This is a genomic window from Flagellimonas profundi (genome assembly GCF_017313275.1).
GTDB classification, from domain to species: Bacteria; Bacteroidota; Bacteroidia; order Flavobacteriales; family Flavobacteriaceae; genus Flagellimonas; species Flagellimonas profundi.
This window is the reverse complement of the sequence record NZ_JAFLNM010000001.1, coordinates 1,303,979-1,317,914: the sequence shown is the minus strand read 5'-3', so window position 1 is coordinate 1,317,914 and position 13,936 is coordinate 1,303,979. Positions and strand designations below refer to the sequence as shown.

At 40.4% G+C, this 13,936-nt stretch carries 14 protein-coding genes and 1 other RNA gene; 5 read left to right on the top strand and 10 right to left on the bottom strand.

Going from position 1 to position 13,936, the window contains the following annotated elements; all coding sequences use genetic code 11:
- Positions 1-81: 81 nt before the first annotated feature.
- Positions 82-1,356: a serine hydroxymethyltransferase gene (gene glyA, locus J0654_RS06100; RefSeq protein WP_313783336.1), complete on the top strand. Its 1,275-nt coding sequence runs from the start codon at positions 82-84 to the stop codon at positions 1,354-1,356.
- Positions 1,357-1,372: 16 nt separating this feature from the next.
- Here glyA and J0654_RS06095 read toward each other — a convergent pair whose 3' ends face one another.
- The 8 genes from J0654_RS06095 to J0654_RS06060 all read right to left on the bottom strand — a co-directional run bounded on the left by J0654_RS06095 (position 1,373) and on the right by J0654_RS06060 (position 8,170).
- A complete protein-coding gene (locus J0654_RS06095; protein WP_207026762.1) occupies positions 1,373-2,080 on the bottom strand; it encodes a hypothetical protein in 708 nt (235 codons plus the stop codon).
- 120 nt (positions 2,081-2,200) lie between these two features.
- Positions 2,201-2,869 (bottom strand): response regulator transcription factor, encoded by a 669-nt coding sequence (locus J0654_RS06090; RefSeq protein WP_207026761.1) that lies wholly within the window; start codon positions 2,867-2,869, stop codon positions 2,201-2,203.
- Positions 2,870-2,898: 29 nt separating this feature from the next.
- Positions 2,899-4,998, bottom strand: a complete 2,100-nt coding sequence (locus tag J0654_RS06085; RefSeq protein WP_207026760.1) for a tetratricopeptide repeat-containing sensor histidine kinase — start codon at positions 4,996-4,998, stop codon at positions 2,899-2,901.
- 73 nt (positions 4,999-5,071) lie between these two features.
- Positions 5,072-5,287, bottom strand: a complete 216-nt coding sequence (locus tag J0654_RS06080; protein WP_207026759.1) for a hypothetical protein — start codon at positions 5,285-5,287, stop codon at positions 5,072-5,074.
- 36 nt (positions 5,288-5,323) lie between these two features.
- The gene (locus J0654_RS06075) at positions 5,324-5,488 is read right to left on the bottom strand and encodes a hypothetical protein (protein ID WP_207026758.1); all 165 of its coding nucleotides are present in this window, start codon (positions 5,486-5,488) and stop codon (positions 5,324-5,326) included.
- Positions 5,489-5,626: 138 nt separating this feature from the next.
- Positions 5,627-6,361, bottom strand: a complete 735-nt coding sequence (locus J0654_RS06070; RefSeq protein ID WP_207026757.1) for a LytR/AlgR family response regulator transcription factor — start codon at positions 6,359-6,361, stop codon at positions 5,627-5,629.
- A 373-nt stretch (positions 6,362-6,734) separates the two neighbouring features.
- On the bottom strand, positions 6,735-7,127 hold the full coding sequence (locus J0654_RS06065; protein ID WP_207026756.1) for an acyl-CoA thioesterase: 393 nt from the start codon (positions 7,125-7,127) through the stop codon (positions 6,735-6,737).
- Positions 7,124-8,170 (bottom strand): glutaminyl-peptide cyclotransferase, encoded by a 1,047-nt coding sequence (locus tag J0654_RS06060; protein ID WP_207026755.1) that lies wholly within the window; start codon positions 8,168-8,170, stop codon positions 7,124-7,126. Before J0654_RS06060 ends, J0654_RS06065 begins: the two co-directional genes overlap by 4 nt.
- A 99-nt stretch (positions 8,171-8,269) precedes the next feature.
- Between J0654_RS06060 and ffs the strand changes: the two genes are divergently transcribed.
- The 3 genes from ffs to fsa all read left to right on the top strand — a co-directional run bounded on the left by ffs (position 8,270) and on the right by fsa (position 9,898).
- An RNA gene (gene ffs, locus J0654_RS06055) (signal recognition particle sRNA small type) lies at positions 8,270-8,368 on the top strand.
- A gap of 24 nt (positions 8,369-8,392) precedes the next feature.
- A complete protein-coding gene (locus J0654_RS06050) occupies positions 8,393-9,202 on the top strand; it encodes an SDR family oxidoreductase (RefSeq protein WP_207026754.1) in 810 nt (269 codons plus the stop codon).
- A gap of 39 nt (positions 9,203-9,241) precedes the next feature.
- On the top strand, positions 9,242-9,898 hold the full coding sequence (gene fsa / locus J0654_RS06045; RefSeq protein ID WP_207026753.1) for a fructose-6-phosphate aldolase: 657 nt from the start codon (positions 9,242-9,244) through the stop codon (positions 9,896-9,898).
- A gap of 55 nt (positions 9,899-9,953) precedes the next feature.
- On the opposite strand, the gene J0654_RS06040 is transcribed toward fsa, so the two are convergent.
- Positions 9,954-11,342, bottom strand: a complete 1,389-nt coding sequence (locus J0654_RS06040; protein WP_237685893.1) for a TlpA family protein disulfide reductase — start codon at positions 11,340-11,342, stop codon at positions 9,954-9,956.
- 172 nt (positions 11,343-11,514) lie between these two features.
- On the opposite strand from J0654_RS06040, the gene J0654_RS06035 reads away from it, so the two are divergent.
- Complete coding sequence (locus J0654_RS06035; protein WP_207026751.1) at positions 11,515-13,143, top strand: ABC-F family ATP-binding cassette domain-containing protein; 1,629 nt, start codon at positions 11,515-11,517, stop codon at positions 13,141-13,143.
- Here the strand turns inward: J0654_RS06035 and J0654_RS06030 are convergent.
- Complete coding sequence (locus tag J0654_RS06030) at positions 13,140-13,859, bottom strand: hypothetical protein (protein ID WP_207026750.1); 720 nt, start codon at positions 13,857-13,859, stop codon at positions 13,140-13,142. The two genes, J0654_RS06035 and J0654_RS06030, sit on opposite strands and share 4 nt — an antisense overlap.
- Positions 13,860-13,936 lie beyond the last annotated feature (77 nt).

The following is a 13,936-nucleotide window of genomic DNA, read 5'->3' as shown; positions in this document are numbered from 1 at the left end:
ATTAGGTCCCAATCGCATTTTAATAGATGGAAATCCCCTTTCAATTCGTAATTTTACGCCCTTAATTAAACAATGGGCAACATGCAACGAGACCAGAAAATTTTTGAACTTATAGCGCAAGAGAAAGAAAGACAGTTGGAAGGTATTGAACTGATAGCTTCCGAAAACTTTGTAAGTCCACAGGTAATGGAAGCCGCTGGATCCGTACTTACAAACAAATATGCCGAGGGATACCCTGGAAAGCGCTATTATGGTGGTTGCGAAGTGGTGGACCAAGTGGAACAGTTGGCCATAGACCGCGCCAAGGAATTGTTCGGTGCTGTTTATGCGAACGTTCAGCCTCACTCGGGCTCTCAGGCCAATGCGTCCGTTTACCATGCTTGCCTTAACCCAGGAGATACTATTTTAGGTTTCGATTTGTCCCACGGAGGGCATTTGACCCATGGTTCGCCCGTTAATTTCTCAGGGAAGTTGTACAACCCCGTTTTTTATGGTGTTGATGAGGAAACTGGTTTGTTGAATTATGACAAAATCCAGGAAATCGCCGACAAGGAAAAGCCCAAATTGATTATTGCCGGCGCCTCTGCCTATTCCAGGGATATGGATTTTAAACGTTTCCGTGAAATCGCCGATAGTGTCGGAGCCATTTTATTGGCGGACATATCCCACCCCGCAGGATTGATTGCGAAAGGTATTTTGAGCGATCCAATCCCACATTGCCACATTGTTACCACTACAACCCACAAAACCCTACGTGGACCGCGTGGAGGCCTTATTTTGATGGGCGAAAACTTTGAAAATCCATTTGGTATCAAACTAAAAAATGGAAACTTGAGAAAAATGTCGGGTCTTTTGGATTTGGCGGTATTCCCAGGTAACCAAGGAGGTCCATTGGAGCACATAATCGCTGCCAAGGCCATTGCCTTTGGTGAAGCACTCTCCGATGAATTTTTGCACTACATGGTCCAAGTAAAGAAAAATGCTGCCGCTATGGCCAAAGCTTTCATGGACAAGGATTACAAAGTAATTTCTGGAGGAACTGACAACCACATGATGCTGATAGACCTTAGAAACAAAGGTATTACGGGCAAAGATGCAGAAAAAGTATTGGAGCACGCGGCTATTACTGCCAATAAAAATATGGTTCCGTTCGATGATAAATCCCCATTTATCACCTCTGGAATACGCTTTGGAACTTCGGCCATTACCACAAGAGGTCTTAAGGAAGCCGATATGGAAACCGTTGTAGGCTTTATAGATGAGATCATTACCGATGCGGAGAACGAGAAAAAGGTAGCCGAGATAAAACAAAAGGTCAACGACTTAATGAAATCGCGACCTTTGTTCAGTGTTTAGTATTTGCTACAGGAGTTTATTCGTATAGGGAAATACCCTCTTCATAAAGTTTCTTTTTACCAAGAGAGTAAATAAGGGCTTCGTGCTCTTGTTTTTTGTCAAAGTATAAGCCCCAATAGTCAAAGTAGTTGCATTCTTTGCAGTCGCCGCTATTTATGGAGGTGTCTTCAAAAACAGGGACAAAAACTTCATATGGCATTTCGGTCAATCCTTTGGTGAAGTATATAAAGTGCTTACCAATGGTGGTTAAAATAGCACTGATTTGTTCAGGAATGCTGTATGGATAAAGTCTTGTTATAATAATGGAGGTATCCAAAAAATGCAAGGATATTTCCATGATATCCGCTGGGTAGGCACTTTGTTCATTTAATTGTTTTAATGCTCCACTTACTACAAGGGACATGTCGAAGCTGCTTTCTTCCGATAAAGAATAATTGACCCAATCACCATTGTTAAAATGTCTCAGGCAATCTGTTATGCCGAAATTAAAATGTAGGTCAATCACCAAATCCAGCTTTCCTTCAACCCTATTTTGCTTGCAACGAAGTTTGGCGTTCGCAAAAAAGTATTTTTCCAAGACTTTTAAAAAATCATCCAAGCCCTCTGCGGCCTCGTAAGTTTTTGCACCTTGAGCGTTGTTTTTATTGTTGAATTTGTTAGGGAACGGCATGTTGATTGAATTCCAATTTTCTTTCAACATAAAATTAGAATGAATCTTTTGCATAGGATTGCAGATAATCCTTAAAAATTCTGGGGTTTTCCCCTTGTTTGTAGGATTTTTTGGTGATTTTAAACTTAAACCAACCACAAATGGTATCCGCTTACCTTTTTTAAGCTTGGGCCATTAAATAAAACCTCTGTTTTTTGCCGCCAAAATCAAGGCTAAATCATTTTCGTTCTCAGTGCCGAACAATGTTTTTAAGTGGCGCTTCCTATTTTCAATGGAGGAGGGGGAGAGCCTAATGAATTTTTCCAGATCCTTGTTTTTGGTTCCCTTGGAAAGGTGGTAGAGAATCTGTTTGTCCTTTTCATCAATTTCAATGTCGTTGGCCATTTTCTTTCTAATGGCGCCCAACGCCTTGGATGAATAATACGGCGGATCCAACATTATGGTTTTTACGGCATCTTCAAGCGTTTTGGGGTCTATGTCGGTCTTTACCAAATATCCATCGGGATCCACGGATTTTAGAATACTGTTGATTCGAAAATTGTCGCTAAAAGAAGACATAAAAACTATTTTGCTTTCGGGTACGATCTTGCGGGCCAGTATGCCCAAGTCCTCACCGGTGTATGGTTGTTCCTCATTTGGAGCAAACAATTGAACATCCAAGAACAAGATATCGTACTGAAAAGAATTTACGGAATCCTCGATCAGTTTTTTTCCAGTATCATATGAGGTGGCTGTATCAACAATTATATTGTATCCTTCAAATTCGATGCCTTCGAGTATAAACTTATACCCTAACATTGTCATTTCGTGATCATCGATTGCCAGTATTCTCAGTGTTTTCATTGTAGGTTTTATCTTTTTTAATGGGGGATTTAGGCATTTAGTGCATTTATTTTCTCGGCGATACCCAATTCCATGTATTTGGCTGGTATCATTACTTTAATCTCAGTTCCTTTTCCTGGTTTACTATCAATGTCCAACTTTCCTTTGATCTTTTTCACCCTGGAAATTATATTTCTAAGACCGATTCCTTTCTTTTTCCTATCGATATTAAATCCAACACCATCGTCTTCAATGGTAAGTTTTAACATATCGTCCACTACGGTAAATGAAATGGATACATTTTTACTTTTTGCGTGCTTCACACAGTTTTTCAAGGATTCTTGAATAATCCTGTAAGCATTGATCTTAATGTCCCCGAGTAAATTGTCCCACGGTATTTTATTGTCGTAGATAAAGGAACAAGATATCCCGGAAGATTTTTCAATACCATCGATCATATCTTCCAACGATACTATAAAATTATGGAATTTTTCATAGGAGGCATGGTTAAGTTCATGGGAAATGGTCCGTATTTCTTCTTCAACCCCCTGCAATTTTTCAATAAGCGAGGCCCGTTGTTCAATGGCAGCTTGGTCCTCCCGTTCGTTAAGCCCACTCAAAATCAGGCGTATGCCCAACATTTCTCCCAAAATACCATCATGTAGCTCTTCAGAAATACGTTTTTGCTCCAACTGTTTCCCTTCCTCCAGCTTTCCTTGTTGCGAGAGCATCAAATTATAGATTTCTTGGTTGCTTTCTTGTTGACGCTGTTTAAATTTTAATTGATTATTGCTTACATAAAGCGAAACAATGACCATAAAACCTAACCCAAAAACAACGAGGAGCACTGCGGCATATATCCATACTTGCTTTTCCTTGGCCAAGATTTGATTTTCTTCGATAATGTCATCGGTTTCCATTCGAATTCGGGCAAATTTGTCGCGTTTGGTGCGCTCCTCCTCTTTGATGGCTTCATTTAATTGAAAATATTCCTCGAAATACGATTGTGAATGGGCAGGGTCCAATCTGTTCAGTAATCTCAGGGCATCCAATGATCGATCGTTGTTGTAGGTTTCACGCGCAATGCTGTAGGCTTCTTTGGCCTGTGCTATCGCTTGTGCACTGGCACCTTGGGCCGCCAAAACCTCGGCTTGATAGTAGTGTATCCGGGCCCTATCATATTTATCACCAGATTCGATATTGAATGCAAATGCCTCTTGCAGGAGCTCATTTGCTTTTTCTATGTCGTTATCCACGTTAAGAATGGAAAAGGCCAAACTGCCCAATGCTTTTTCATAGGTTTCCGGTTTTTCCTCTTTTAAATTGGGACTGGAAAGTAGCTGTTGGTAAGCCTGTTTGGCCTTATCAAAATTTTCGGTGTTCAAATAAACACTGGCAATGTTATTTTGGTTTTGCAGGATTAGATCAGCTTTGTTTTTTCTTGTGGATTTATCCAAATACTCTCGCGCTTTTCCGTAAGATTTTAGCGCTTTTTCACTATCCCCCATGCCATTCGCCAACATTCCAAGGGCAGAGTAACTATTATATAACCGATAATTATCTTTCAGCTCATCAAAAATTTTAATGGCTGCTGTGGCACTGATTTCGCCGCCCAAATAGTCTTTGTAGGAATCCTGTACCCTGGCCATACTATAAAACATTCTAGCCCTGAGCGATTTTGATGTGGAATCCACAGCTAATTGCTCAAAATTTTGCAATGCTTTTTTATAATGGTAAAAGGAACTGTCCGTGACCCCGTGGGAATTGAAAAATCCAGCTAAGTCCCAATGTGAGTACCCTAGAATGGTATTGTCTTTCAAGTCTTGCGACATTTCCAAGAGCAATGCATTTGTCCTCCTAAATGCTAGGGAATCCTCTAATCTTTTATAAGCAAGCGAAATTGCTGAAAGTTGTTTTAACTGAACGGTGTCCTTCGGTAATTCCGCAGTCAGTTTTTCGGCATCCGTCAAGTATACTTTTCTGTCCTGTAACGGTAGTTCCTTGGCCGTTTGGGCAACATTGATCAGTTCTTGAATAGAATCTACCTTAGGATTGGAAACCGACTCTTTTTCGGAGATTTGCTCTGTACACCCCCATAAAAGAAGCATCACTACTAAATAGGTACGGTTTTTCAAGTTGAATAGGTTCATTAATTAAATTCAAGGTAACAAAAAAGCCCCAAATCGTTTAAGGTTTGGGGCTCTGATCTATATATATGTCTAATTATAGTTGACGCTCATCGCTCAAACTACTGGCCAAACGCCTTCGACTTTTATTTTCGATGCCAATACGTACCTGATGAATTAAAATATCCCTCTTGGCAAAAGTGGATATTCTTTCTTCATTAGTTTGGATGCCTTGATTGTCCATAACCATTGTATCCGTTACATTGAGGAACATAATACATGAAACGGGCAGGTACAAAGTTGTCCGTAGCATTGTTTTCATCTTTTTAAAAAGTAAATTGGCTGGGCATTAAGTGCGATCATCTGGGTCTAAATCCTCCCCATCAGTAGCATTCTGGTCCATTTGTAGTTGTTCGAACATTGCTTCGGTGTCCTGTACATCACTTTCTGCTTCGCAAGAGTAGAATCCAACGGTCAATAGTGCCAATGCTAAAATGCTAAATACTTTTTTCATAATGTCTGTTTTTAGGTATAAATATTAGGTCTATACCGCTAAAATAAATGGCATTTTGAGCAGAAAGGTTACTTACGAATGGGGGATAGTATTTTTGGGAAATCTGAAAGAATTCTAACGGAATCTGAAAGAATTCTGCTAATTAAGGGCGTTTGTCGCTGTTTTGGAGAGTATTTCTTTAAGTCTATCCACTTTATCCTTATAGGTTTTGGAAAAAGGAAGTTCCTCTTCCTCACCATTTTTTAGGCTGCAGATAGATTTACCGTAGTTGATACGCGAAACATAGCTACTATTAAGGATATAGCTTTGGTGCACACGTATAAAATTCTTGGGCAACTTTTCTTCGAAGGACTTTAAGGTCTTGAACGCACTGATGACACTGCCGTCTTTCATAAAAAAATCGGTGGTGTTGTTATCGGATTTTAGGTACAGAATGTTATTGGTGTCCAAATACCGATAATCTTTATAGGACTTTAAACAAATTGTAGAGGGTGTATCCTGTTTTGGGTGGAGTTTTCTTAACCTTAGAATCGTTTTTCTGATATCGAACTCGTTGTGCGGCAAAATCCAATAATCGAAAAAACCGCTTTTGATCGCATTGTAAGCGTACTCTTTTGATTTTGCATAACCTATGATAAGGGGTAGGGTCTGCATATACTGGTTGAGTTCGGTAACCATTTGGAAGTAATCCATACCATCTTCCCCAAGATTTACAAGCACCAGGTCCGGATTGTATTTTAAAATGGAATTAAGGCCTGAAGGAGCAGTGGTATCAACACCCGCACAAACCAAATCCTGGTACTCCTCCAAATACAGTTGCAACTGTAGTTTTGAGGATGCATCCGAATCGATTATGTTGTAGGTGTATTCCATGTGCAATTTGCTGATTGCAAGTTACTAACGCACGAAAAAAACTCATTGCAGTTTTCCCTTAAAAAAACTATGGGTTTCTTCCTAAAACGGGCTATTTTCCTACACTTTCCCATAAAAAATCGTTAAAATGGATTCAACTGTAACGAATCCCATGATTTTTTAAACCCATTTTATGGAGTGGAATTCCGGAAAATTTGGAATGTCAATTGGATAAAGGTTGCGTTTAGTTGGTTCAACAAATAGGATTAGTTTATATTTGGTTTACTACTATATTACAATTTGTTGGACCCGCTTCAAAATTTTGGGTGGTGGATTTTAAAATATACGCCTATATTTCGATGAAATACAGCATCTTATAACATTTGGAAGGGTTTTAATCCATAAAAAGTGCTTCAATTTCCTCTGGAACCCGTTTGGGGCGAAAGGTTTTGGCATCCAATAAGCACCATTCTGTAATCGCTTTTACCAAAAGCTCATCTGTTTCCTTGTTCTTTATTTCCACGACTCGAGTGGAAATCGGCCCTTTGTTACTTGCTATAAAGGTGTTTATTAGTATGGTGTTTCCCAATACGGCGGATTTATGATAGGTGATGTTGTGGTTCCTGACCACCCATATCATGGAATTTTGAATCTCTTCCGTTGTCACATGCATCCAATGCTTTTTGGAAATATCCTGAATCCACTCCACATATCTGATATTGTTTACGTGGTTGAGGTCGTCCAGGTCATTTGGGGTTACATCAAAGGATTCCGTATATGTTTTCATTGGTCTTTTTTACGGATTTCCACTTCGAACAACTTGTCCCAGTTTTTTCCTGTCACAAAAAATGTCTCCCGTTCCGGATGATAGGCCACTCCATTCAATACCGAGTTGCCCTCGTCCCATTCAGGACCTTTTTTTACTTTGCTTTTGAGTCCACTAAAGTTGATGACCCCCTCAATAGCACCAGAGACCGCGTCAATGATCATCATGCTTTCCTTTTGGTACACGTTGGCATAGATTTTTCCATTGACATACTCCAACTCATTGGCCATATTAAAAATGGATTTGTTGGTCACCGTTTCTATATAGCCTTGTTCTTCCAAAGTTTCCGGGTCCAAGAACCAGATTTTTTCGGTACCGTCGCTCTTGAATATTTTTTCATCATCGTGGCAAAGGCCCCATCCTTCGCGACTTTTACCATAGGTGAAGTTTTTGATTTTTTCCAGATTGGATATGTTGTACACATAACCTAAACCGCTTTGCCAGGTTAGTTGGTAAAGCTTATCGTTCATTATAGTGATGCCTTCTCCAAATACGGAAGCATCCAAATCTATTTGCTGAAGCACTTCACCTGTTTCAAAATTGACTTTCCTAACCGTGGATGCGCCTTTTTTTCCAGTGCTTTCGTATAAAGTGTCCTCATGGAACTCCAAACCTTGAGTGTAAGCCCCCGTATCGTGGGGGTAGGTATTGATGATCTCATAGGTATATACTTCTGGTGCGGTAGCGGCCAAAACACGTACTTTTTTCTCAACTTCCACAGCTTGGTCCTCAATATTGAACTTGGCCACCAATATTTTGTTTCCCAAGGTGGGTAGGTCCAACGTCAATTTGCCATTTTCTACGGGCATTTCCCTGCCGTCTATATAATAGTGCAAGTCAGAAATTTCGATGTCTTTTTTGTTCTTGAGGGCCACGCCTAATTGCCCGTTTTGCTGTATAGTTTTGTTTTCCAATTGAATGGAAAAATTCTTGGCCGGGTCTGCATTTCCGCCACAGGCCAAAAAGAAGAGCAATGCTCCTGAAATGGAAAAAAGTTTGCCCATTGTTCTTATTGCTTGTATCATAAATTATTGATCGTAAAACACCGAAATTAAGAATGAATTGGGATTGCCACAAATTTAAAAGGTCGTATATTTGCGGCCGGGCAAGTCCTACACGACCAGCTCCTGCAGAATCCCCCAGGGCGGGAACGCAGCAAGGGTATGCGGTCGTAGCGGTGCGATGTAGGTAGCTTGCCCTTTTTTGTACCCAAAAATCAGATGATCATGGATAAAAAAGTTGTACTGATCACCGGCGGTTCTTCAGGTATTGGTAAATCTATCGGGATATACTTGACCCAAAAGGGATTTACCGTTTACGGTACTACGCGTAATCCAAAAAACTATCCCGATTTTACAGCATTTGAACTTGTTCAATTGGATGTGAAAGATGTCGAAAGCATTCAAAATGCCGTTTCCTACGTCATTTCCAAGGAAAACAGATTGGATGTATTGATCAACAATGCAGGTGTGGGTATCACGGGACCCATTGAAGAGACGCCCCACGAAGAAATTCTACACGTGTTCGACACCAACTTTCATGGCCCCGTACATGTAATGAAAGCCGTTTTGCCGCAAATGCGCAAGCAGGGGAATGGAGTTATCATCAATATTACATCCATTGCAGGCTATATGGGACTGCCCTATAGAGGGTTTTATTCTGCCACCAAAGGTGCTTTGGGGCTTATCACTGAAGCACTGCGCATGGAAACCAAGGATTTTGGCATAACCATAACCAATGTGGCCCCGGGTGATTTTGCCACCAATATTGCATCGGGCAGATACCATTCCCCAGTAATCAAGGGTTCCGCTTATGAAGAAAAGTACAGTCAAACCCTAAAAGGAATTGACGAGGACGTTGATAGTGGGGGAGACCCCATCCAAGTGGCCGAGGCGGTTTACAAGATCATCAACAAGAAAAAACCAAAGATACATAACCCGGTAGGTGCGTTTTTACAAAAGTTCTCCCTTAGGTTAAAGAAGATTTTACCCGACAAAGTCTACGAAAAATTGCTCCTCAACCATTATAAGTTGTAATTTTACACTTATTAGCGAACCAATTATAAATACTTAGAAATGAAGTTTTTTATTGATACTGCCAACCTTGACCAAATTAAGGAAGCCCAAGAGTTGGGCGTGTTGGATGGTGTGACCACCAACCCTTCCTTAATGGCGAAAGAAGGTATTACAGGAAAGGATAATATTTTAAAACACTACGTGGATATCTGCAATATTGTTGATGGTGATGTTTCTGCTGAGGTAGTGGCCACTGAGTTTGATGGAATGGTCAAAGAAGGTGAGGAGCTAGCAGAGCTGCACGAGCAGATTGTAGTGAAAGTTCCTATGATCAAGGATGGTGTAAAAGCATTGAAATATTTTTCCGATAAAGGCATCCGTACCAACTGTACCTTGGTGTTCTCACCGGGTCAGGCCCTATTGGCTGCCAAAGCGGGAGCAACCTACGTTTCTCCGTTTTTGGGCAGATTGGACGATATTTCCACCGATGGTCTTAATTTGATAGCGGAAATCCGTTTGATCTATGACAACTACGGATTTGAAACTGAAATCTTGGCTGCATCCATCCGACACACCATGCACGTAATCGATTGTGCCAAACTTGGCGCCGATGTGATGACAGGTCCATTGTCTTCTATTGACGGGTTGTTAAAGCACCCATTGACCGATATTGGATTGGCCAAATTCTTGGAAGATTACAAGAAAGGCAATTCCTAAATAAGGATAAAATAAAAGTAAAATAGAGGCCCTGAATGAAAATTCGGGGCTTTTTTTATAGGGAAGTGTAAAGGTTGGCAAACCCATCGACTACAACAGTGTCCTTTGCGATGACACATTTGTTGAGACCATCGATAATCATGGCCATTTGTAACTCTTTAAAATTCTCGCCAAAAAACTGCTTGCTCGTGTCCAGATTGTAATCGTGCATGAGTTGCTTCCATTGGCTAAAATTGGTTCTTAAGTTAATGCCAACAAAGTTATAGTGGGGGTATTTCTCTTCGAGGGAGGTAATATGTTTATTTACGTTTCTAAAATGGCTTTTTTGATCGGCCGTCCAAAAATAGAAAACTGTATTTTTCTTATTGTTGGTCAAATCTTTTAAGGAAACCGACTCATTATTGATGTCCTTTACCGCAACATTGGGAATGGCAGTGTTCGGTTGCAAATTTTTAATGCCCTTGTACAATAAATCTATTTCCTCTTGGTGTTCTTCGTTTGTGGAAAGGGATTTGAATTTATCTATAAATACAGTGGCCTCTTCACTTGGCTTGTGTTCCCTTAACAGATAATCCATGGCAACATTTCTGAAAAGGATATCCCTTAGATCCGTCTGTTTCACAATACTGTCCACCAAAGTGAGCTTGTGTTTATTGAAGTGCAAACGGTCGCTGACAGGTTGTTTGTTGGTAGAGCAGTTTTCCAAACAAGTCATGTAGGACATGTTTCCGAAATGCCATTTCATAAAATCAAAATAAGGTCTAAAATACGTCAGGTCCTTATTATTGAGGTCGATATTTTTTCGGTAACCATAAAAACCCTCATCAAGTTCATGAATGGTTTCTTCCCCAGTTTCCTTTTTATGGTAGAAAGGATACTTTTCCTTATTAATGTAAGTGTTGTAGTCAATTGAAGCTTCGGCCATGGCCAAGGCCTTGGGCGTAAATTGGTTGTCCGCGTTCAGTTCGTTCAACAATGCGACCTTAATGGCATGCAAGGAATCTATTTTTTCACTAAATGCTTCAGGAGCTAAGTTGTAATACTCTTTTATAAGAGGTTCTTCTTTCTCATTGGTCAAGAAAATCTCTATCAAAAAGTTGTTGATTTCACTTCCTTTTCCGGAGTAAACCAAAGATTCGTCAAATTCTACGGTATTCAAGCGGGCCAGAAGGCTATCACCCTTGGTCAAATAAACGTATTGAAGTTCCGGTGTATGGTCAAAATGATAAAGACCATCCTCTATTCCGTCAAGTTCAAAGGCAAAGTGATTGTTATCATCGAGCTTTACGGAGTCCACATAAGAATCATTGTGGTAAAGCACCACATATTCGCTTGTAGGGTTTACAATTTCTCCGCCAAAAAATACTGAAGAACCGTTTTCTGGAGAACCAGAACACGATACGAGCGATGACAATAAGATAAGGCCGAGTAAAAATCTTACCATATATAGGGAACGATTCATTTGACTATCAAAAGTAAGCAACCTAAGAAGCCAAACTTGTTAAGGGGTAGTTAAATGTTGTTAAACGGCGATTTTTCATCGTTCAAATATGCGCTTTTAAATTAGAATTACGAATCCTATTTAGCTACTTTTGCAAAAAAATAAAGATAGTTGCATGTTATCAGTATCGAATTTATCCGTACAGTTTGGCAAAAGAGTTTTGTTCGATGAGGTCAATGTAACCTTTGCCCAAGGGAATTGTTACGGTATTATTGGTGCCAATGGCGCTGGTAAATCTACATTTTTAAAAATATTATCCGGGCAAATCGAACCTACTTCGGGCCATGTACATTTGGAACCTGGAAAGCGGATGTCCATTCTGGAACAGAACCACAATGCATACGACGAGTACCCTGTATTGGAGACCGTGGTCATGGGAAATAAGCCCTTGTTCGAGATAAAAAAGGAAATAGATGCCCTTTACGCGGACTATACCGATGAGAACGCTGAGAAAATAGGGGAGCTGCAGGTAAAGTTCGAGGAGATGAACGGATGGAATGCCGATAGTGATGCAGCTGCGATGCTTTCCAACCTTGGGATTGCCGAGGACCTGCACTATACCAACATGGGCGATTTGGATTCCAAACTTAAGGTACGTGTCCTCTTGGCACAGGCCCTGTTCGGAAACCCTGATGTGTTGATCATGGATGAGCCTACCAACGATTTGGATTACGATACCATCAACTGGTTGGAGAATTTCTTGGCCAACTACGATAATACGGTAATCGTGGTATCTCACGACAGGCACTTTTTGGATGCCGTTTGTACCAGTATTGCGGATATCGATTTTGGAAAAATCAACCTGTTTTCAGGAAACTATACGTTTTGGTACGAGAGTAGCCAATTGGCAGCGCGCCAAAGAGCCCAACAGAATAAAAAAGCCGAGGAAAAGGCGAAGGAACTTAACGAGTTTATACAGCGTTTTAGTGCCAACGTGGCCAAAAGTAAACAGGCAACTTCCCGTAAAAAGATGTTGGACAAACTCAAGGTTGAAGATATTAAGCCTTCAAGTAGAAGATATCCTGCCATTATTTTTGACCGAGAGCGCGAAGCTGGAGATCAGATTTTGAATGTAGAAAAATTATCGGCAACTTCGGAAGATGGGGATTTATTGTTCAAAGACGTTAACATCAACTTGGCCAAGGGCGATAAAGTGGCCATTTTATCCAGGGATTCTCGTGCGACCACGGCTTTCTACGACATAATCGCGGAAAAAGCAAAGGCGGACAGTGGTAAGTTTCAATGGGGTGTGACCACTACGCAATCCTATTTGCCTGCGGATAACTCCGATTTCTTTCAGGAGGATATCAATCTGGTCGACTGGTTACGTCAATGGGCCAAAACGGAAGAGGAAAGGGAAGAGGTATATCTAAGAGGTTTCTTGGGCAAGATGTTGTTCAGTGGTGAAGAGGCCCTAAAAAAATGCACTGTGCTTTCCGGTGGAGAAAAAGTACGTTGTATGCTAAGCCGTATGATGATGCTCCGTGCCAACGTTCTTATGTTGGACGAGCCCACGAACCACTTGGACCTGGAAAGCATTACCGCCTTCAATAACTCCTTGAAGAACTTTAAAGGGACGATTTTGCTTACCACCCATGACCATGAGTTTGTGAACACGGTGGCAAACAGAATTATTGAGTTGACACCCAACGGCGCCATTGACCGTTACTTGAGCTTTGATGATTACATGTCCGACAAGTCCATAAAAGAGCAGCGTGAAAAAATGTACGCAGTTACGGCCTAGGCATTAAAATACTTGCTTTTCCAAATAGCGGGGTTAAAGTTTTTTCCCAGTGCAAATCCGTAGAAAATTACTATGGATGCTATGCATTTGAACATAAAAAAGTAGATGATCCAAAACTCTGCTGTGGTATTTTTTTTGGAGAACAGGCCCTCTGGGACCATTAATGTTACAAGGTAACTGAACAATAGCACCACCAGCGTAAGGTTTGCAATGTTTTTAAATGGCCATGCAAACAATTTTCGCAATGGGTGAAGATCGTTTCCCCATTTGTGAATCAAATAGAAATAGTCGTTCCCAATGGGAGCGAAGAGCAAAGGGTCGTCCTTATCTTCCAGCTTGAACAATTTGGAAGGAGCCATAATTTTAAATCCCTTGATTTCGGTATTATGGGCAGATTCCAAGTGTTTTATTTTGGAAATGGCTTCCTGTGGAATTTTACCTTTAAAGTAAGAACTGTTCAAAAAACGTAACCGGTAATCAATACAGATGTCCTTGATTTGATCGATATGGAAGATTTTATCGGTTTCCAACAAATCAAAATCAAACTCATTGCTACGAGTATTGTTTTTGGAATTGAGCTGATCGGATATTTTCGATTCTTTCAAAGCATCTTCCTGCAAAATTTGCTGGACTTCCGCTAAAATCTTCTCATGGCTTCCTTTCTTTTCTCTAATGTTTTGAAGTTTGTGTTCAATGTTTGTTCCTTTCAAAATCACGTATTTTTTTAGTAATCAACTCAAATTTAAGGATTTGAATTTTCGATACTGACATTTGTCATAAAAACGCAATGTTA

Excerpts from the sequence above, each read along its gene's own strand:
- glyA (WP_313783336.1), top strand. The coding sequence starts at position 82 with ATGCAACGAGACCAGAAAATTTTTGAACTTATAGCGCAAGAGAAAGAA.
- J0654_RS06095 (WP_207026762.1), bottom strand. The coding sequence starts at position 2,080 with ATGCAAAAGATTCATTCTAATTTTATGTTGAAAGAAAATTGGAATTCA.
- J0654_RS06090 (WP_207026761.1), bottom strand. The coding sequence starts at position 2,869 with ATGAAAACACTGAGAATACTGGCAATCGATGATCACGAAATGACAATG.
- J0654_RS06085 (WP_207026760.1), bottom strand. The coding sequence starts at position 4,998 with ATGAACCTATTCAACTTGAAAAACCGTACCTATTTAGTAGTGATGCTT.
- J0654_RS06080 (WP_207026759.1), bottom strand. The coding sequence starts at position 5,287 with ATGCTACGGACAACTTTGTACCTGCCCGTTTCATGTATTATGTTCCTC.
- J0654_RS06075 (WP_207026758.1), bottom strand. The coding sequence starts at position 5,488 with ATGAAAAAAGTATTTAGCATTTTAGCATTGGCACTATTGACCGTTGGA.
- J0654_RS06070 (WP_207026757.1), bottom strand. The coding sequence starts at position 6,361 with ATGGAATACACCTACAACATAATCGATTCGGATGCATCCTCAAAACTA.
- J0654_RS06065 (WP_207026756.1), bottom strand. The coding sequence starts at position 7,127 with ATGAAAACATATACGGAATCCTTTGATGTAACCCCAAATGACCTGGAC.
- J0654_RS06060 (WP_207026755.1), bottom strand. The coding sequence starts at position 8,170 with ATGGGCAAACTTTTTTCCATTTCAGGAGCATTGCTCTTCTTTTTGGCC.
- J0654_RS06050 (WP_207026754.1), top strand. The coding sequence starts at position 8,393 with ATGGATAAAAAAGTTGTACTGATCACCGGCGGTTCTTCAGGTATTGGT.
- fsa (WP_207026753.1), top strand. The coding sequence starts at position 9,242 with ATGAAGTTTTTTATTGATACTGCCAACCTTGACCAAATTAAGGAAGCC.
- J0654_RS06040 (WP_237685893.1), bottom strand. The coding sequence starts at position 11,342 with ATGGTAAGATTTTTACTCGGCCTTATCTTATTGTCATCGCTCGTATCG.
- J0654_RS06035 (WP_207026751.1), top strand. The coding sequence starts at position 11,515 with ATGTTATCAGTATCGAATTTATCCGTACAGTTTGGCAAAAGAGTTTTG.